The organism is Streptococcus porci DSM 23759 (genome assembly GCF_000423765.1).
In the GTDB taxonomy this organism is placed as follows: domain Bacteria; phylum Bacillota; class Bacilli; order Lactobacillales; family Streptococcaceae; genus Streptococcus; species Streptococcus porci.
This window is the reverse complement of the sequence record NZ_KE384090.1, coordinates 146801-166590: the sequence shown is the minus strand read 5'-3', so window position 1 is coordinate 166590 and position 19790 is coordinate 146801. Positions and strand designations below refer to the sequence as shown.

Here is a 19790-nt window from a genome sequence, read left to right as displayed (position 1 = left end):
TATTACTTTCTTGGAAGTCAAAGGAATTTTGGCTTTTAAGAAGACAAAAAATATGTATTAGGAGTAAAAAATGTATTTAGGAATTAAACGGCTCATAGATGTTATCATTTCAGCTGTAGCAATCGTGCTATTGAGTCCAATATTATTAGTGATTGTCATCGCTATAAAATTGGATTCAAAGGGCCCTGTTCTTTTTAAGCAAAAACGAGTTGGAAAAGGCAAAAAATATTTTCAAATTTATAAATTTCGATCAATGTATGTAGATGCTCCATCAGATATGCCGACTCACCTTCTTAAAGATTCAACCGCAATGATTACAAAAGTGGGAGGTTTCTTACGTAAAACTAGTCTTGATGAATTACCTCAATTATTTAATATTTTCAAAGGAGAAATGTCTATCGTTGGTCCTAGGCCAGCTTTGTGGAATCAATATGATTTGATTGAAGAGCGAGATAAATATGGCGCTAATGATATTCGACCAGGATTGACAGGATGGGCACAGATTAATGGACGTGACGAACTGGAAATAGATGTTAAAGCAAAACTGGATGGGTATTATGTTCAACATATGGGCTTAATTCTAGATGCAAAGTGCTTTTTCGGGACTTTCTTAAGTGTTGCTAAGAGTGATGGTGTTGTTGAAGGTGGAACTGGAGAAATGAAAAATGAAAAAAGAAGCGAATAGCAAAAAGAAAGTATTGTTCCTTTCCAATCACTTTAAAACATTGTTTTGGTTTAGAAAAGAGTTGATTCAGAAGCTAGTTGATGAAGGACATGAAGTGTATCTTTCCCTTCCAGAGGATGAGAATGATTTTTTTACGAAAATGGGATGCCATATTGTGCTTACAAATATCGATCGTCGAGGAGTTAACCCCAAAAATGATGCGAAGCTTATTATGTTCTACAAAAAAATGATTCCAGAAATCAACCCTGACATTATCTTTTCATATACAATTAAGCCTAATATTTATGGATCTATGGCTAGCGGTAAAAAGTATAAGCAAATTTGTAATATTACAGGTACTGGTGCAACTTTCTTAAAAGACAATATGGTGGCTAAGATTTGTAAGGTGCTTTATAAGATGTCTGTTCGTAAGTGCTATAGGGTTTACTTCCAGAATACTGGGGATAGAGATTTTTTTGTTGAAAACAATCTTGTTGGCAAGAACTATGAAATGCTTCCTGGGTCTGGCTGTAACCTGGAACAGCATGTATTTAAAGCTATGCCAGAGGACGAAGTCACAAGATTTATTTTTATTGCTCGTGTAATGAAGCTAAAAGGTATTGATGAGTACTTGGCGGCAGCTAAGAAAGTCAAGGAAAAATATCCAAATACTGAATTTATTATTGCAGGTTGGAATGAGGAAGAAGAGTACAAAAAAATTGTTAGTGAATATCACGACCAAGACATCGTAAATTACATTGGATTTCGTGATGATCTTGATGATTGGATTGCACAATGTCATTGTACGGTTCTTCCGTCACATGGTGGTGAAGGTATCCCTAATGTGCTACTTGAGAGTGCTGCTGCGGGTCGTGCTTGCATCGGTTCTAAGATTAACGGAACCATGGATGTTATCGATGAGGGCAAAACAGGATACCTTTTTGAAACTGGTGATGCTGACAGTCTTGCGGAGCAGATGGAGAAATTTATCAACTTGTCTGTAGAAGAAAAAGCTGATATGGGTAAAGCGGGTCGTGAAAAGATTGAACGGGAATTTGATAGAAATATTGTAGTAAATATATATTGTGATGAGGTTAAGAGAGCATGAACGGTTACAAAAATTTAATTCGTAATCAGAAGATGAGATTTACTATACTTAGGCTTTTAAAATTTATCCCTGACAGGATTATGCTTAAAATCCAATACCGGATTAAGTTGAAGAGAAAATTGGACTTAAATAATCCTAAGAGATACACAGAGAAAATCCAGTGGTATAAGTTATACTATAGGAATCCTGTTATGATGGAATGTGTCGATAAATATAGTGTAAGAAATTACATTCATAGAAAAGGTCTTGATGATACACTGAATAAATTGTATCAGGTAGTCAACTCTCCAGATGATATTGATTTTTCTAAACTACCTGCCAAATTTATCATTAAGACAACTAATGGTAGCGGAACTAATATTATCGTAAAAGATAAGTCAAAACTTGATATTGAAAAAACAAAAAGAGAATTGTCTGATTTCTTACAAATGGCTGAAGCGTCTGCTGGAAGAGAATGGGCATATGGAGGTTCTTCGAAAAAGATTATTATTGAAGAATTATTAGAGGATACTTCTAATGAGGATAATGGCATTTCTGATTATAAGTTCTTATGCTTCAATGGTAAGCCTGAATATGTTGTTTATGATAAAGATCGGTTTAGCAATCATAAACGAAATTTCTATGATATGGAGTGGAATTATATAAAAGTAGATAGCGATTGCCCATGTTTTGAGGATTCGGTTGAAAAACCTGCAAATTTTGATGAGATGATAAAGGTTGCAGAGATTTTATCTAGTGATTTTCCAGCTGTAAGAGTCGATCTTTATAATATCAAAGGAAGAGTAGTGTTTGGAGAGTTAACATTTTATCCATGGAGTGGGTATGTTCAGTATGATCCAGATAGCTTTGATTTTGATTTGGGAAAGAAATTTATACTCCCAAATAAGAGGATGCAATAATGGGAAAGCTTTTTAGAAACGGAATTGCAATAATGAAAGGCTGTATTCTAAAATTGTTTCATCCAAACAATATTGGAGTGAAACTAAGATGTTTTAAAGGGGCTGAAATTAGAATATATAAAGGCTCTTCAGCCCATATTGGAATGGGATTGAAAGTTGACACAAACGCACTTATATCTGTACTAAGTGACGGAGACTTGGTCATAGGCAATAATGTAGGAGTTGGAAGTCATAATATGATTATCTGTCATAACCATATAGAAATAGGCGATGGCACCATAATGGGACCAGGCGTTTGCATTTATGACCATGATCATACGTTTAGTGCTGAAAAAGGTGTAGATCGGACACAGTATTCATTTGGAGAGGTTTTTATAGGAAAGAACTGCTGGATAGGTGCAAATACAATCATTTTAAAGGGAACCATTATTGGCGATAATTGTGTTATTGGTGCTGGATGTGTAATTAAAGGAAATTATCCGAGTGGGTCTCTTATTATTCAGAAGAGAGAAACTACAGTTGAAAAAATTAAAGGTTGATTATCAGTGATAGATTTAAAATATAGCATTATTGTACCTATTTATGGGGTTGAACAATATATAAATCAATGTATAGAAAGTATTATTAATCAGACTTATAAAAATATTGAAATAATTCTTGTTGATGATGGTTCAAAAGATAACTGTCCGAATATATGTGACGAATATGCCAAAATAGATAGTCGAATTTCTGTTGTTCATAAAGAAAACGGAGGTTTAGTAAGTGCAAGAAAAGCTGGTGCAGAGCTTGCAACAGGAGACTATGTATGCTGTGTGGATGGCGATGATTATATTGATTTAAATTATATTGAAGAAATTAACAAGATAACTCAAAACCAGTTGTTTGACATTGTATGCTGTGGGTACCATCAAACAATGCCAAACAAAACAATTGATGTTATGGTGAATGCTGAAGTTGGTGCATATGATAAGAAATGTCTTCAAGAAAAGATTTATCCTAATTTGATTCTGAATTCACGCGGAACTTATTTTTTGCCGACAGTATGGGCTAAAGCTATTAAAAGAGATTTGTATAAATTCTATCAAATGCAGGTGCCTAATGAGGTTTCTATGGGTGAAGATGGGGCATGTACAGTTCCGTGTATTGCTCACGCTAACTCTATGTATATAAGCGAAAAATGTTTGTATTATTACAGATTTAATCCGTCTTCGATGACAAAATCAAAGAAAGCTTTAAAATGGGAGGGCCAGCTTTATATTGCTAATCATTTGCGTAATATGCTAGATTTGTCAATTGCAGATTTTCAAGAACAATATTACAGACGCGTCGAAAAGGGATTCTTTACGGTTGCAAAATCTCAATTTAATAGAAACGAAGCGTATCAAATTATAAAAGATGAGATTTTGATGATGTATGATCAAAAAGTGTTCCTTGAAGCGATTGAAAATGCTAAATACAAAGGATCTAAAATGACAGTTATTGATTTTTTCGTTAAGAACAAAATCTTTTTAGGATTATGGTTATTAAATTATATATCATAGCGCGGTAAGTGCTTTTTTTGGGGGAAGCAATCTTGTTAATTGACAAAAGAAAATTCAATAAACTATTAATACTAGTGGCAATACTTTGCTTATATATTCCAGTGCTTCTAGGACATAGATATGATTCTAATTCAGATGCTTTTATAAAGCTTGTATGTATTAGTTCATTAATAATCTATTTATTTGAAATATGGTGTATCTATGATTTAACAAAAAGAATATTTACACCGACCGTATTATTCTTAGCTGCATTTTATTTGTTTCAAAATGGTCAGCTTTTATTGTTGGCATTGGGGATTGATTTTAATAGTTTTTATATCAACACATTGAGAGAATATCTCACCCAAGTTGTTGTATTTTCATCGGTTAGTAATGTTTTGGCTGGGTTTGTAGCTGTATTAACTGTTAAGACTAAAAACATAATCTTAGCTCATAATCGAAAAATAGATAGATATTCTCAAGATTTTATTGTAAAAAGTGCGAAGATTGGACTGATTTGTACAGGTGTTATTACATTTCCTTTAATCTTTCTTAAGACTTCTTACAGTTTAGCCGGCGGTTATAATGCAGTTAGAGCCTTTGAAGAAACGATACCATCAATCATAAATTTAATAGAATATATGTTCATTCCGTATGCATTGTTATATATGGTTTACAAAGGGAAAAAACAAAGTGTACTTGTTCGAAATTTAATTATTGTTTGGGCATTGCTTACGGCTTTATGTGGAGATAGAACAACCGGCATCGGAGCACTTGTAGTTGTTGTATATTTTTCATATTTGAATTCCGACAATGAAGGATTTGGTAAGATTATATTAAAGTATGTTGGATTAGCAATAATCGGACTTTCTCTTATTGTATTTATTCAGGTTGCATATTCATTTAGAATAAAAGGAACTTTCACATATTCATCAATTTTTGATATTATTATAAACACTATTTCTGACTTGGGTTTTAATAGCTTTCCTTTGTTTACAATGATGAGCGTTGTGCCAGGGTCAGAGTCATTTTTGTATGGAAAAGGGTATTTATTGTCATTAATTGGTGGATTTATTCCATCTTTCGTTGATATAACTGGTACAATCAGTAAAATTAATGCACAATCACGTATTTTTGAAACATGGCAGTCAAAATACTTTGGCCAATATAGCTTTGGATTTGGTTTTTCACTTAACTCAGAAGCATATATTAATTTTGGATGGTTTGGCTTAATAGCTATATTCATAGTATTAATAGTGATTTTAAAACTTCTTAATTCTTATAATGCCGATGATAAAGAAGATTTATGGGGATGTTATAGAACCTGTATATTGGTGTTTTTGTGGTTTACTTTACCAAGAAGAGATAGTTATTACATTTGGAAAGCAATTTTATATTCGTTAGTTATGATGAGATTTTATCTGTTATTTATGAAAAGTATTATCAGAAAAAACTAGGAATATGTAGTTTGGAGATAGATTATGAGCAACATCAATGAAAAAGTCGGAAGTGCAACGAAATGGTCTATATTTACTGAAATAGTTGTTAAATTGATTTCGCCGATTACTAATATGATTTTAGCGCGCATATTAGCACCTGGAGCTTTTGGTGTTGTCGCAACAGTTACAATGATTATTTCATTTACAGATATTTTTACTGATGCAGGTTTTCAGAAATATATAGTACAACATCAGTTCAAAAATGAAGATGATGAAGATTTGTCCATTTGTGTTGCATTCTGGACTAATATTTGTATATCAATTGTTTTCTGGCTTTTGATTTTTGTGTTTTCTGATCAGTTGGCGTATTCTGTTGGGAATGCAGGTCTTGGTAGAGTTATATATATTGGAGCTTTGGTGTTACCACTCACTTCATTTAGCAGCATTCAGACGGCGATTTACAGAAAAAGCTTAAAGTATAAGACTATATCAATTGCAAGAATTACAGTCAAAATAATCCCCTTAATTGTAACTGTTCCTTTGGCAATTTACGGTTTCTCTTATTGGGCACTAATTATTGGAAATATTATTGGCGAATTTTGTAACGCAGTATTATTAACAGTCTTGTCAAATTGGAAACCTAAATTAAGGTACAGTTTCTCAAAACTTAAAGAGATGTTTAGTTTTTGTGGATGGACGCTTTTGGAAACGATTTCTTCATGGCTCGTTACGAATGTCGGAATATTCGTTATTGGCCGTTTGTTTAATGAATATCATCTTGGTATTTATAAAACGGGTACAACGATGGTTGCCCAAATTACTTCTCTAATATCGGGAGCAACGATTAGTGTACTTTTTTCAGCGTTGTCTAGACTGCAAAATGATGAGCAGGAATATCGAAAAATGTACTTTGCATTTTTGAAGGGCATTGGCTTGCTTGTTATTCCGTTGGGAGTAGGTATATATCTATATAAAGATGTTGTGCGTCTTATTCTTTTAGGTGACCAATGGGGAGAAGCGGATTTATTGGTTGGATTTTGGGGATTCATTTTGGCTGAAAGCGTTATTTTCAATGATATGAGTGGGACACTAATATTGTCAAAAGGACACCCTAAATTGCTTTTTGTATCAAATATGATACAGGCAATTTTGATGATACCTGCACTGTGGATTAGTAGTCGTTATGGATTTAAGGCTATGGTGATTACTAGCTGCTTTGTAAGAATACAATTGCCTATAACTCAGACATATATGGCATATAGAGTTTCTAAGATTGGAATGTTAGATATATTAAAGCAAGTAAAATGGTATATCTTAGCTACAATAATAATGGCCATAATTGGCGTATCTTTAATAAATGGGGTACCAAATCAGTTTAGTAGATATTTTTCAATTGGAATCTGTATTTTATCTTATTTTACAGTATTGTTGGTTATTCCCAATAGTAGAGGAGAACTACTTAATTACTTAAATGTATTAAAAAAGAAATTTAAGTAATAGAGTCAATATGCAAGAATGTAAAACGTTTATATGATGTTTTGTTATTTTAGTGTTAGAATAAAACAACATTAGGGTAAATGAACTGCTCTAATGTTAGCGATGTATTTGTGAGGAGGAATGTCAAATGCCAAAAGTACTTAGCTGTGCAAGCTACTATGGCACGGGATCGAGTGCTATTACTGATTTCTTTTCAGAGTTTGATGATTTATATTCAATGACAAATTATGAATTTAGATTCTTGCAAGACCCTGATGGAGTATCTGATTTAGAGTATAATTTAGTGGAAAATCATAATAGGCATAATTCGGGACATGCACTTAAACGCTTTAAGCGATTGGTGGATTTTAATTCTGGTACTTTTTTTAACAAGAGATATGAACCTTTTTTTGATAATCAGTATAAAAGTATTTCTTATGAATATATCAAAGAACTGACGGATTTCTCATTCAAAGGGTATTGGTTTTATGATTTTTACGATAGAGGAAAGTTTTTTTATTATAGAAAACTGTTGCCAGGTAAAGTAATTCGGAAATTAATGCCAAATAAGACAGAGAATACCTATATAAATGCATTACCTAATGAAATGACTTTCTGTTCAAGGCCAGGAAAAGAGAAGTTTATCAAATGTACTCAAAAGTATATCTCTACGTTGCTAGATGCTGCTAATAAGAAGAAGTGCGAGTATATTATGGTTGATCAAATGATTCCACCATCTAATGTGAACCGTTATACGAAATATTTTGAGGATGTAAAGGTATTCGTTGTTGATAGAGATCCAAGAGATGTCTACTTGCTTTCAAAATATGTTTGGAAAGATAGAGTGATTCCTACAGATTCTGTTGAAATCTTTTGCAGATGGTTTGAATATACAAGAGCACACCGACTAGAAGAAGTTTATAATCCTAATACTACAATGTTAGTGCAGTTTGAAGATCTAATCTATAAGTATAATGAGATAACAGATAATTTGGTTAAGTGGGTGGGATTAGATCCAAATATGCATAGACGTAAAAAAGCCTTTTTTGATCCAAATAAATCAATTAAGAATACTAGATTGTGGATTGGGAAAAAGGAATATGAAGAAGAAGTGAATTATATAGTAGAAAGACTTCCTCAGTATCTTTACAACTATCAAGATTAATAGGAATGTAAAATACTTTCTACGTATTGGAGCTGAAATTATTATGAAGAAAATTTGTTTTGCATTTAATCATTTCCAATATTCTGATGGTATTGCGAGATCTGCTGCAGCTATGGCAAATGCACTTGTTGAACGTGAGAATATTGAAATCACACTGAGGCCAATTTTTAAATTACAAAAGGAAGCACTAGCTATTTTAGATAAAAGAGTAAAGGTAAAACCAGTGTTGGGCTTCTACTTTAATGGCTTGTCAAAATTATTAAGAGTGATACCGGATGAGTTGCTTCATGATTTGATATTTGGTAAGAGCCGATACGATATTGAAATTGGGTTTCAGCATGGAGTATCAACTCGAGCAGTTGTGTCAACAAAAAATAAGGCAAATCATATTGTATGGATGCATGGATATGATATTGGTTTATTGATGGAAGATTATTATAAGAAGGCAGATCAAATCGTATGTGTTTCAAAATTTAATGCTGACAGATTAAAGAATGAATTGAATTATAACGTACCTATAGACTACTGTTACAACCCAATTGATGAAAGGCTAGTAATTGAGAAAGGAAATGAACCAATTGATGTTAGGTCTAGTTCTCGTGTTACATTTGTTACAGTTGGTAGACTTTCGGAAGAAAAAGGATATTCTAGGTTGATTACTGTTGTAAAGAGACTTAAAACTCATAATTATGATTTGACGCTCTGGATAGTAGGGGATGGGCCTGAAAAAAATACACTTCAGAAACAAGTTGATGAGTTAGGCTTAAATGATAATGTCAAATTTATGGGGAATCAGAAGAATCCTCATAAATTTACGTCAAAAGCTGATGTATTTATTTGTTCTTCTCTTTCAGAAGGGTATAGTACTGCATGTACAGAAGCAATTATGCTTGGGATACCAGTAATATCAACAGATGTAAGTGGTGCTGAAGAAATTATTGATGATGCTAGCTGTGGTTGTGTAGTAGATAATTCTGCTGATGGACTTTATTATGGAATGAGGCATGTATTGGAGTCACCTAATATAATTAATGAGTGGAAATCCGTACTAGTAACAACAAAACAAAAATTCTATGCAAAGACAAGGATTGCTAAGTTGTTTTCATTATTAAGTTTATAAGTTACAATTGGGAATCTTAGCTAAACAAGATTCCCTAAATGTTAGCAAGGTGTTTATGAAAATAAATAAAGGAGAAGTTCATGAACAAGCAAGAATCTGATATCTTGAACAATTTGTTTGTAGAATCATTTATAAATCAGAGAATATTATCTGAGACAAGCGGCTATTCGTTAGGTGTCGTAAATAAATGCATAAAGAGCCTCATTAAAGATGGCTATCTTGATGATTATATCCGTCCAACAGAAAAGGCAAGAGAAGAGTTCCAAGCCAAATCGCCCAAAAATGCAATTATTTTAGCAGCAGGTTTTGGTATGAGAATGGTTCCGATTAATACGCAGAGTCCTAAGGCTTTAATGGAAGTTAATGGTGAGCCGCTTATTGAAAGAACAATCAAACATCTTCATGAAGTTGGTGTGACTAACATATATGTTGTGGTTGGTTTCATGAAAGAGCAGTTTGAGTATTTGATTGATGAATTTGATGTAGAACTTATTGTAAATGAAGACTATGCTTCAAAGAATAATCTTCACTCCTTAGCTCTTGCAGCGGACCATCTTTCGAATTCTTATATAGTACCATGTGATATTTGGTGTGATAGAAATCCATTTCACAGGCATGAATTGTACTCTTGGTATATGGTTTCTAATCTAGTTGATAATGAAAGCAATGTCCGAGTCAATCGTAAGATGGAACTTGTATCTGTACCAGAGAAGCAAGGAGGAAATGCTATGGTGGGCATTTCTTATCTTGTTGAAGACCAAAGTAAAGTCATACGAGAGAGGTTAAAAACACTGGACAGTAATTCAAGATATGATGGTGCATTCTGGGAAGAAACTCTATATGAAAATGATCGAATGATTGTTCAGGCAAGAGTAGTACATGCGAATAATGTAGTCGAGATAAATACATATGAACAACTTCGAGAACTTGATGAAGAATCAAATCATCTGAAATCAGATGCTATTAATATTATTGCTAAAACTCTCGGTGTGACAACATCCGAAGTGGTTGATATTACTGTTCTTAAAAAAGGAATGACGAATAGATCTTTCTTATTCACTTGCAGAGACAAGAAATATATCATGAGAATCCCTGGCGAAGGAACGGATCAACTTATTAATAGAAGAGAAGAAGCTGAGGTCTATAAGGCTATTGATGGAAAACATATTTCTGATGATATTGCGTATATCAATCCAGAAAATGGTTATAAGATTACAGAGTTCTTGGAAGGGGCAAGAGTATGCAATTCGGATGATGTGAACGACCTTAAATCCTGTATGGAGAAACTAAGAGAATTTCATTGTCAGAAACTAACTGTAGATCATGAATTTAATATTTTTGACCAGATTCATTTTTATGAGACATTATGGGATGGAACCCCATCAATTTATAGAGATTACGAGAAAACAAAAGCAAATGTTCTTTCTCTAAAGAGGTATATTGATGAACATGTAGAGATAAGGTGCCTTACACATATCGATGCTGTTCCAGATAATTTTCTTTTTACATCAGAAGGGGATATAAGATTGATTGACTGGGAATATGCAGGAATGCAGGATCCTCATGTTGATATTGCTATGTTCTGTATCTACGCACTTTATAATAAACGTCAAGTGGATCGTTTGATAAACATATATTTCGAAAATAAATGTCCTGATGAAACAAGAATAAAAATTTATTGTTATATTGCGGCTTGTGGCCTTCTATGGAGTAACTGGTGTGAATATAAAAGAAGCCTTGGTGTTGAGTTTGGTGAGTACTCATTACGTCAGTACAGATATGCTAAGGATTATTATAAAATCGTTAAGGAGAAGCTGAATGAAGGTAGATAATGCTATTATTATGGCTGCTGGAACGTCAAGTCGATTTGCTCCTTTGTCATTTGAGGTGCACAAAGCTCTTATAGAAGTAAAAGGTGAAGTTCTAATTGAAAGACAAATTAAACAGCTAAGAGAAGCAGGCATTGAAGAGATAATCATAGTGACAGGATATAAGTCTGAACAGTTTGAATATTTGAAAAATAAGTTTGGAGTTAAGCTCATTTATAATCCAGATTATCTTACTCGAAACAATAACTCTAGTATATGGGTGGCAAAAGATTACCTAAAAAACTCCTACGTCTGCTCTTCCGATAACTACTTCTTCAACAACCCATTTGAAGCGGAGGTTGATGATTGCTATTATTCAGCAATCTATGTCCAAGGTGATACCAACGAATGGTGTATTGAAGAGGATACTGATGGAAGGATGAAAAAAGTTGTAGTAGGAGGTAAAAATTCCTGGGTGATGCTCGGCCACGTATTTTGGTCTGAAAAATTTAGCAAGAAGTTTCTTTCTATATTGGAAACTGAATATGATCAGAGTGAAACAGCAGATAAACTATGGGAAACAATTTACATTGATCATATTGACGAACTTGATATGAAAATAAAGAAATATCCCTCAGATTTCATCTTTGAGTTTGATACTCTGGACGAGCTTCGAGAATTTGATAAGTCTTATATAAAAGATACACGTTCAGAAATTCTAAAAAAAATGGCTAAAAAATTGGGGGTAGAAGAGAAACAAATCATAAAGGTTAAAGCATTTAAGGATAAAAACAATGCCGCAGCGGGTTTTACATTTGAAGTCAATCAGAAGTATAAATACTATTACGAAACGCAGAAAGTAGAGGTATGTTATGAATAAATTAAAGAGTAGTAGAATTGATTGGCTGATAATGTTGGCTCCGTTTATTATAATCATAGGGTTGGCAAGATTATTATTTATATTTCCAAATCAGTCAAATGCCATTATTGGTCAGGTACGATACTTTTTCGGCGATACGTTAGGTATTTATTATCTTGTAATAGGACTTGGAGTATTTCTTGTATCTATTTTCCTTTCGTTTTCAAAATATGGAAACGTTATACTTGGTGAGTCAAACGAGAAGCCTAAGTATTCTTTCTTTGCTTGGGGAAGTATGATGTTCACATGCGGTCTTGCAGCAGATATTCTTTTTTATTCATTTGCTGAATGGGCTATGTATGCAAACAGTCCTCACATTGAAGAGTTAGGTTCAATTGCAGAATGGGCAGGAGTATTCCCATTATTCCACTGGAGCTTTATTCCTTGGGCTTTCTATCTCGTACTTGCAGTAGTATTCGGATTTATGCTTCATGTCAAAAAGACAAATCGTCAGAGATATTCTGAAGCATGTCGTCCTATCATTGGGAAGCACGCAGATGGTATTCTTGGTAGAATTATTGACTTATTTGCATTATTCGCATTACTTGCTGGAACTGCAACAACATTCTCGGTCGCAACTCCTTTAATAGCAGCAATCATTGTAAATCTTTTTGGAATTACAATCAGTCGTACGGTAGTTACAATTATTATTCTTTTAATTACTTGTGCTGTTTATACATATGCAGTACTTCATGGCTTAAAAGGAATTAGTTTTCTTGCAAAACTATGTATTTATTTATTCTTTGGACTTTTGATTTTTGTGCTCATTATCGGAGGACAAGGAAGATTTATTATTGAAAATGGCTTCCAGAGTCTTGGTAAGCTGGGACAGCATTTCATCGAACTTAGTACTTATACAGATCCTTCAAGAACAAGTAACTTTCCACAAGATTGGACAATCTATTATTGGGCTTACTGGATGGTATGGTGTATTGCAGCTCCATTCTTTATAGGTAACATTTCAAGAGGTAGAACTATTAAACAGACCATCCTTGGTGGCTATGTTTTCGGTGTAGGTTCAACAATTGTAAGCTTTATTGTACTCGGTAATTATGGACTCGGCTTACAGGTAAGTGGTGGAGCAGATTTTATAGCTCAATATGCAGCTGATGGTGATCTTTATGGCTTGATTCTTAATATCATCAACACAATACCTGCAGCTAAGTTCATTCTTGTGGTTACTATGTTTTGTATGATTGCTTTCTATGCAACATCCTTTGATTCAATCGCATATACTGCAGCTTGCTACAGTTATAGAAAGCTAGGAGAGAATGAGCAGCCTCACAAGTTGGTATCTTTGATGTGGTGTATTCTTCTTATCATACTTCCGATTGCACTAGTGTTCTCTGAGAGTTCAATGAATAACATTCAGAGTATTAGTATTATTTCAGCATTTCCAATTGGTATTATCATGATTATTATGATCTGGGGATTCATGAAAGATATTAAGAATTATGTGGAAGATAGTAAAAAGAAAAATAATTAAAAATATAGTGCGATTAAAATGATTTGATGGTGTGTATAGATGAAATTTTAGCTGATGTGTTCAGATTATATATATAATAGAACGATATATAGAAAAAGCTATTATCCAAGGATTGTATTAGTATTACCAATTTATTTTTAGTCAATGTCAAAATTCTTGATGAGGAAAAATATACACTAGCAAGATAATAATGAAAAAGGGAACTTATAATGAAAACTAAAATTGATTTAAATAATAAAACAATACTCGTGACTGGGACAGCAGGTTTTATTGGAGCAGCATTAGTAACACGACTTTTACGTGATTACCCTACATCTAATGTAATAGGCCTTGATAATCTTAATGATTACTATGAGGTTGAACTGAAAGAGGAAAGACTGAGAAAGCTAGATGAAGCTGATATGAATGGGAAATATACATTTATTCGTGGATCTATAGCGGATAAATTTTTGGTGGATGAGCTATTCAGTACGCATCACTTTGACATTGTAGTCAATCTCGCTGCTCAGGCTGGTGTTCGTTATTCCATTGATCATCCTGATGTATATATCGAATCAAACCTTATCGGTTTTTATAATCTTCTTGAAGCTTGTCGCCATAATCCGGTTAAACATCTTGTCTATGCAAGTTCTTCCTCAGTATATGGTGGTAACAAAAAAGTACCGTTCTCTACTGATGATAAAGTAGATAACCCGGTTTCTCTCTATGCAGCGACAAAAAAATCTAACGAGTTACTGGCACATGCCTATAGTAAACTCTACAACATTCCCTCCACAGGACTGAGATTTTTTACTGTGTATGGTCCTATGGGAAGACCGGACATGTTCTACTATAGTGCTACAAAACGCTTGCTAAAGGGAGAAACTATTCAGATATTCAATTATGGAAATTGTAAGCGAGACTTTACATATATTGATGATATTGTGGAAGGTTTGATCCGTGTTATGGGAGGAGCACCTGAGAAATCTAACGGGGAGGATGGATTGCCTTTACCTCCGTACGCTGTCTACAACATCGGTGGTGGAACGCCGGAGAATCTTCTGGATTATATCAACACACTCCAGGAAGAATTAGTTCGAGCAGGTGTGCTTCCAGAGTACTATGATTTTGATTCTCATAAGGAACTGGTTGGTATGCAGCCTGGTGATGTCCCGGTAACCTATGCGGACAGTGAAGCTCTTGAGAAGGATTATGGATTTACACCAAAGATTGGAATTCGCGAGGGTTTAAGAAAATTTGCAGAATGGTATAAAGAATTTTATAATTAAATAAACAATATAGTTAATGAAATTTGGAGAAATCTTATGAAAATTGCAGTAGCAGGAACAGGCTATGTGGGTCTGTCATTAGCAACTTTATTGTCACAGAATCATGAAGTTGTTGCAGTGGATATTATTCCTAAAAAGGTTGAGATGATTAATAAACGTCAATCTCCAATTCAAGATGATAAGATTGAGGAATATTTTGCGGATAAAGAGTTAAACTTGATTGCAACTTTAGATGCAGATGAGGCTTATAGAGATGCTGATTTTGTCATTATTGCTGCACCTACAAATTATGACAGTAAGAAAAACTTCTTTGATACGTCTGCAGTAGAAACAGTAATAGAAAAGGTATTGTCCGTTAATGAACGTGCGATTATGGTAATCAAGTCAACAATTCCAGTTGGCTATACTTCTCATGTTCGTGATAAATACAAGACTAACCGCATCATCTTTAGCCCAGAGTTTTTACGTGAGTCAAAAGCATTGGAAGATAATTTGCATCCGTCACGTATTATTGTTGGTACTGATCTATCTGATAAAGAGCTAACAGACAAAGCCCAACTATTTGCCGAGTTACTTAAAGAGCAATCTTTAGATGACGATACGCCAGTATTGATTATGGGATTTACAGAGGCAGAGGCGGTCAAGCTTTTTGCTAATACGTATTTAGCTCTTCGTGTTTCTTATTTTAATGAATTAGATACCTATGCTGAGTCTAAGGGGTTGGATACACAGCAAATTATTGATGGTGTTGGTTTGGATCCCCGTATTGGTTCTCATTACAATAATCCTTCGTTTGGATACGGCGGTTATTGCCTTCCCAAAGATACGAAGCAGTTACTAGCCAATTATTCAGATGTACCTCAAAATATGATGACAGCTATTGTAGAAAGTAATCGTACACGTAAGGATTATATAGCGGATCGTGTTCTTACTATAGCTGATTTTGATGAAAGTAATGCTCAAGAGATAACGATTGGAGTTTATCGTCTTACGATGAAGAGTAATAGCGATAACTTCCGTCAAAGTTCTATCCAAGGTGTCATGAAGCGTATTAAGGCCAAAGGTGTTAAAGTTATTATTTTTGAACCTAGTCTTGAAGATGGAAGTCAATTTTTTGGAAGTGATGTTATTAATGATTTGGAAAAATTTAAAGCAGTAAGTAATGCTATTATTGCTAATCGTTATAGTAATGATTTGGATAATGTCTCTGATAAGGTTTATACAAGGGATATTTTTAGAAGAGATTAATCTTGTTGTTTTTTGTTTTTAACACTATGCTAGGAGAAATCTAATGTCAACTATTTTAGTTACTGGCGGAGCTGGTTTTATTGGTTCCCACACTTGTATTGAATTGTTGAATGCTGGTCATGGGGTTATTATTTTAGATAACCTTAGAAATAGTAGTTCAAAGAGTTTAAAAGTTGTTGAAGAAGTTACCGGGAAGAGTGTTACTTTTTATCAAGGTGATATTCGTTATGAGTCTGATTTAGTTTCTATTTTTCAGACACATAAGATAGATGGGGTGATTCATTTTGCTGGATTAAAGGCAGTGGGTGAGTCCTCTGTTATCCCTTTGGATTATTATGATAATAATATTTCTGGTACTGTTAATTTACTTAAGGTAATGAAAAGTTTTGACTGTAAGAATATTATCTTTTCGTCATCAGCAACTGTTTATGGAAATCCTCATACTGTTCCAATTCAAGAAGATTTTCCTTTATCGGTTACCAATCCTTATGGACGTACCAAGTTAATGTTGGAAGAAATTTTAACTGACCTATACCATTCAGATCAAGAATGGAATATTGTTTTGCTCCGCTATTTTAACCCAATTGGTGCTCACGAGTCAGGAGATTTGGGTGAAGATCCAAGAGGAGTTCCGAATAATTTACTACCTTATATTACTCAAGTTGCTGTTGGTAAACTTGAGCAAGTCGGTGTTTTTGGTGATGACTATGAGACAGTGGATGGTACTGGAGTTCGTGATTATATCCATGTTGTTGATTTAGCCAAGGGCCATGTTGCTGCTCTTCAGAAGTTAGTTCCAGATAGTGGATTATCTATTTATAATTTAGGAACAGGTAAAGGCTATTCAGTTTTTGAGATGATTCAAGCTATGTCAAATGTCGTTGGAAAATCTATTCCATATCAGATTTTACCACGCAGAGCTGGTGATATTGCGACCTGTTATGCGGATGCTTCAAAGGCTAAAGAAGAATTAAATTGGGAAGCTCAATTTGACATTCAGAGAATGTGTGAAGATGCCTGGAGATGGCAGAGTAAACATCCAAATGGTTTCGAGTAAGCTACTAAAATCTGCTGGTATAAGTTATTAGTAATATTCTGCTATTACTAATAATCTAAGATATGAGGCTTAAGTGAAAAGATTTTTTCGTCGAATATAAACTATAAATTACTTTGAGGATTAATAGTTAGTAGGAAATTTTTATTTTTGTGAATATCGTATTTGCCAGCTCTGCTATTTTTTGATAGAATAGCAGTAATTGAATAGTGTCTTTTGAGACTAGTAGCCTTATGGAAGTTGTCAGGGAATGGGAGCCGTGGACTGGAAGCTCCTTGGATGAAAGTTTGGTGAATTCACTCAGTGACAAGACGAGAATTAAGGTCTGCTTTAGTAGATGAAAAACGGATGGTACCGCGTGTCAACGCTCCGCTTATGGAGTTTTGGCATGCTTTTTTCTTTGTCTATCTATTCAGATAAAAGACAAAACTAAAGGAAAGGATGGTTTGGTTTAGTGAGATAGCTGAACTGAACATGGGATTAAATGCCTAGGAAAAAAGATAAGTCTTTCTAGATGCTAGGGCATCTTTGTTAGATTTCCTCTTTTTCTACAGCATGTTTCGGCAAGCCGAAAGGTCCCTTTGTATCTTAAATTATGGATTTACAGGCACAGTTAGAGGAGTTGAAGCTTTCAACTCAGGCTAAGTTAAAGGAAATGAATGGCAATCACGTCAAGGAATTGCAAGACTTGCGTGTCGCTGTTCTAGGTAAAAAGGGGTCTTTGACGGATCTTTTGAAGGGGCTCAAAGACCTGCCAAATGAACTGAAACCAGTTGTTGGTAAGCAGGTCAATGAAGTACGCGATATTTTAAATGCGGCTTTTGATGAAACCGCAAGGCTGGTCGAAGAGGCTAAGATTCAGGCTCAGCTAGAAAATGAAAGCCTTGATGTGACGCTTCCAGGGCGTCAGATGAAGTTGGGCAATCGCCATGTTTTGACCCAGACTTCAGAGGAAATCGAGGATATTTTCCTTGGTATGGGGTTCCAAGTGGTTGATGGTTTTGAGGTTGAGAAGGATTATTACAACTTTGAGCGCATGAACTTGCCTAAAGATCACCCAGCGCGTGATATGCAGGACACTTTCTATATTACTGAAGACATCTTGCTTCGTACGCATACCTCTCCAGTTCAGGCGCGCACGCTTGATCAGCATGATTTTTCAAAAGGACCTTTGAAAATGATTTCACCAGGGCGCGTGTTTCGTCGTGACACGGATGATGCCACTCACTCCCACCAGTTCCACCAAATCGAAGGTTTGGTTGTTGGTAAAAACATTTCCATGGGTGACCTTAAAGGAACCCTTGAGATGATTAGTAAGAAAATGTTTGGTGAAGACCGTAAGATACGTCTTCGTCCTTCTTACTTTCCATTTACTGAACCATCCGTGGAGGTTGACGTGTCATGCTTCAAGTGTGGTGGTGACGGCTGTAATATTTGTAAGAAGACTGGTTGGATTGAAATTCTTGGTGCCGGTATGGTTCACCCGCAGGTTCTTGAGATGTCTGGCGTAGATTCAGAAGAGTACTCAGGTTTTGCCTTTGGTATGGGACAAGAGCGTATCGCCATGCTTCGTCATGGAATCACAGACATTCGGGGCTTCTATCTTGGTGATGTGCGCTTCTCTGAGCAATTCAAATGAGCAAATATTCTTGCGAGTGGAGCTCGCTAATGATACAAGGCTAGTTGCCATGGTAACTTGCTAGCTCACTTACCGTCGCTCTGAGTATGACACATTACGAGTGAAACCCGCTAATGAACTTAGCCTACTGGCTAGGACTTGGCAAAAGCTAAATTGATATTCTGTGAAATTCATCGCCTGGCTACGTTTAGGGCATGTGACTTTCTAGAATATTGAAAGCTTCGGTCGAACATTGGCCTTGAAGAGTGCTATTGAAATTTTAACTGTGTCATATCTGAGCAAGTTAGATTGTGAAGTTGTCGATAAGCTAATCCGAAAAAATGGTAAAGGAGTATTGTCATGATTACAATGTCGAAAATTAGAGTAGATGAGGTGGGGACACTACGTAGCTTAGCTATTCAGACCTATACAGAGACTTTTGGTCACGATACGACGGCTGAGCAGTTGGCAGAGTTTTTTGCTCATGATTATAGTCTGGAAAGGTTGACTAAGGAGCTTTTGTCTCCTGAGTCAGAGCACCACTTTATTTACGTTGATGACAAGTTGGCCGGTTATCTTAAGGTTAATTGGGGTTTTGCCCAAACCGAACAAGAGCTTGAAAATGCTTTTGAAATTCAGCGTATTTATGTCCTGCGAGCCTATCAAGGCTATGGTCTGGGTAAGCAGTTGTTTACCTATGCGTTGGAAATAGCGGAGCAGAGAAACTTTACTTGGGCTTGGCTTGGTGTCTGGGAACACAACGATAAGGCTCAGAATTTCTATGCCAAATACGGATTTGAAAAATTCTCAGAGCACAACTTTGTCGTCTCAGAAGATAAAATCGACACCGACTGGTTGCTCAGAAAAAAGTTGAAGTAAATCAAACAGATATTGAATATCACTGTTAAAAGTAAAAATGAAAGGAGTAGTTTAGTTAAGTGTTTAACTGAACATGGGGATATACCACTATGAAAAATGATTAATCTTTCCTAGATGCA

The 19790-nt window shown here is 34.9% G+C and carries 17 protein-coding genes; all 17 read left to right on the top strand.

Annotated features, from left to right (window positions below; genetic code table 11):
* The first annotated feature begins 70 nt into the window (after window positions 1-70).
* The 17 genes from G576_RS0111760 (at window position 71) to G576_RS0111680 (ending at window position 19671) form a co-directional block, all read left to right on the top strand.
* Window positions 71-685, top strand: a complete 615-nt coding sequence (locus G576_RS0111760) for a sugar transferase (protein WP_027974773.1) — start codon at window positions 71-73, stop codon at window positions 683-685.
* A complete protein-coding gene (locus G576_RS0111755; RefSeq protein WP_027974772.1) occupies window positions 666-1772 on the top strand; it encodes a glycosyltransferase family 4 protein in 1107 nt (368 codons plus the stop codon). Before G576_RS0111760 ends, G576_RS0111755 begins: the two co-directional genes overlap by 20 nt.
* Entirely contained in the window at window positions 1769-2671 is a 903-nt protein-coding gene (locus G576_RS0111750) for an ATP-grasp fold amidoligase family protein (RefSeq protein WP_083960044.1), read from the top strand. Before G576_RS0111755 ends, G576_RS0111750 begins: the two co-directional genes overlap by 4 nt.
* Window positions 2671-3210 carry an acyltransferase gene (locus G576_RS0111745; RefSeq protein ID WP_037619046.1) on the top strand — a complete coding sequence of 180 codons (540 nt, stop codon included), beginning with the start codon at window positions 2671-2673 and terminating at the stop codon, window positions 3208-3210. Before G576_RS0111750 ends, G576_RS0111745 begins: the two co-directional genes overlap by 1 nt.
* Before the next feature lie 6 nt (window positions 3211-3216).
* Window positions 3217-4212 carry a glycosyltransferase family 2 protein gene (locus G576_RS0111740; RefSeq protein WP_027974769.1) on the top strand — a complete coding sequence of 332 codons (996 nt, stop codon included), beginning with the start codon at window positions 3217-3219 and terminating at the stop codon, window positions 4210-4212.
* A 32-nt stretch (window positions 4213-4244) separates the two neighbouring features.
* Entirely contained in the window at window positions 4245-5648 is a 1404-nt protein-coding gene (gene wzy / locus G576_RS0111735; protein ID WP_169361581.1) for an O-antigen polysaccharide polymerase Wzy, read from the top strand.
* A 24-nt stretch (window positions 5649-5672) separates the two neighbouring features.
* Complete coding sequence (locus G576_RS0111730) at window positions 5673-7127, top strand: lipopolysaccharide biosynthesis protein (protein WP_027974767.1); 1455 nt, start codon at window positions 5673-5675, stop codon at window positions 7125-7127.
* Window positions 7128-7254: 127 nt separating this feature from the next.
* On the top strand, window positions 7255-8271 hold the full coding sequence (locus G576_RS0111725; protein ID WP_037619045.1) for a hypothetical protein: 1017 nt from the start codon (window positions 7255-7257) through the stop codon (window positions 8269-8271).
* Between the two features lie 43 nt (window positions 8272-8314).
* Window positions 8315-9391 carry a glycosyltransferase gene (locus tag G576_RS0111720; RefSeq protein WP_027974765.1) on the top strand — a complete coding sequence of 359 codons (1077 nt, stop codon included), beginning with the start codon at window positions 8315-8317 and terminating at the stop codon, window positions 9389-9391.
* 80 nt (window positions 9392-9471) lie between these two features.
* Window positions 9472-11223 (top strand): NTP transferase domain-containing protein, encoded by a 1752-nt coding sequence (locus tag G576_RS0111715; protein ID WP_027974764.1) that lies wholly within the window; start codon window positions 9472-9474, stop codon window positions 11221-11223.
* The gene (locus tag G576_RS0111710; protein WP_027974763.1) at window positions 11210-12079 is read left to right on the top strand and encodes an NTP transferase domain-containing protein; all 870 of its coding nucleotides are present in this window, start codon (window positions 11210-11212) and stop codon (window positions 12077-12079) included. Before G576_RS0111715 ends, G576_RS0111710 begins: the two co-directional genes overlap by 14 nt.
* The gene (locus tag G576_RS0111705; protein WP_027974762.1) at window positions 12072-13604 is read left to right on the top strand and encodes a BCCT family transporter; all 1533 of its coding nucleotides are present in this window, start codon (window positions 12072-12074) and stop codon (window positions 13602-13604) included. The genes G576_RS0111710 and G576_RS0111705 overlap by 8 nt, the downstream gene beginning before the upstream one ends.
* Window positions 13605-13813: 209 nt before the next feature.
* Entirely contained in the window at window positions 13814-14872 is a 1059-nt protein-coding gene (locus tag G576_RS0111700) for an NAD-dependent epimerase/dehydratase family protein (RefSeq protein WP_027974761.1), read from the top strand.
* A gap of 36 nt (window positions 14873-14908) precedes the next feature.
* The gene (locus tag G576_RS0111695) at window positions 14909-16120 is read left to right on the top strand and encodes a nucleotide sugar dehydrogenase (RefSeq protein WP_027974760.1); all 1212 of its coding nucleotides are present in this window, start codon (window positions 14909-14911) and stop codon (window positions 16118-16120) included.
* A gap of 43 nt (window positions 16121-16163) precedes the next feature.
* Window positions 16164-17177 (top strand): UDP-glucose 4-epimerase GalE, encoded by a 1014-nt coding sequence (galE, locus tag G576_RS0111690; protein WP_027974759.1) that lies wholly within the window; start codon window positions 16164-16166, stop codon window positions 17175-17177.
* A gap of 592 nt (window positions 17178-17769) precedes the next feature.
* A complete protein-coding gene (gene pheS / locus G576_RS0111685) occupies window positions 17770-18813 on the top strand; it encodes a phenylalanine--tRNA ligase subunit alpha (RefSeq protein ID WP_027974758.1) in 1044 nt (347 codons plus the stop codon).
* 348 nt (window positions 18814-19161) lie between these two features.
* Entirely contained in the window at window positions 19162-19671 is a 510-nt protein-coding gene (locus tag G576_RS0111680) for a GNAT family N-acetyltransferase (protein ID WP_027974757.1), read from the top strand.
* Window positions 19672-19790: the final 119 nt, after the last annotated feature.

Coding starts and splice junctions, on each gene's coding strand:
- G576_RS0111760 (WP_027974773.1), top strand. CDS start 71: ATGTATTTAGGAATTAAACGGCTCATAGATGTTATCATTTCAGCTGTA.
- G576_RS0111755 (WP_027974772.1), top strand. CDS start 666: ATGAAAAAAGAAGCGAATAGCAAAAAGAAAGTATTGTTCCTTTCCAAT.
- G576_RS0111750 (WP_083960044.1), top strand. CDS start 1,769: ATGAACGGTTACAAAAATTTAATTCGTAATCAGAAGATGAGATTTACT.
- G576_RS0111745 (WP_037619046.1), top strand. CDS start 2,671: ATGGGAAAGCTTTTTAGAAACGGAATTGCAATAATGAAAGGCTGTATT.
- G576_RS0111730 (WP_027974767.1), top strand. CDS start 5,673: ATGAGCAACATCAATGAAAAAGTCGGAAGTGCAACGAAATGGTCTATA.
- G576_RS0111725 (WP_037619045.1), top strand. CDS start 7,255: ATGCCAAAAGTACTTAGCTGTGCAAGCTACTATGGCACGGGATCGAGT.
- G576_RS0111720 (WP_027974765.1), top strand. CDS start 8,315: ATGAAGAAAATTTGTTTTGCATTTAATCATTTCCAATATTCTGATGGT.
- G576_RS0111715 (WP_027974764.1), top strand. CDS start 9,472: ATGAACAAGCAAGAATCTGATATCTTGAACAATTTGTTTGTAGAATCA.
- G576_RS0111710 (WP_027974763.1), top strand. CDS start 11,210: ATGAAGGTAGATAATGCTATTATTATGGCTGCTGGAACGTCAAGTCGA.
- G576_RS0111705 (WP_027974762.1), top strand. CDS start 12,072: ATGAATAAATTAAAGAGTAGTAGAATTGATTGGCTGATAATGTTGGCT.
- G576_RS0111700 (WP_027974761.1), top strand. CDS start 13,814: ATGAAAACTAAAATTGATTTAAATAATAAAACAATACTCGTGACTGGG.
- G576_RS0111695 (WP_027974760.1), top strand. CDS start 14,909: ATGAAAATTGCAGTAGCAGGAACAGGCTATGTGGGTCTGTCATTAGCA.
- galE (WP_027974759.1), top strand. CDS start 16,164: ATGTCAACTATTTTAGTTACTGGCGGAGCTGGTTTTATTGGTTCCCAC.
- pheS (WP_027974758.1), top strand. CDS start 17,770: ATGGATTTACAGGCACAGTTAGAGGAGTTGAAGCTTTCAACTCAGGCT.
- G576_RS0111680 (WP_027974757.1), top strand. CDS start 19,162: ATGTCGAAAATTAGAGTAGATGAGGTGGGGACACTACGTAGCTTAGCT.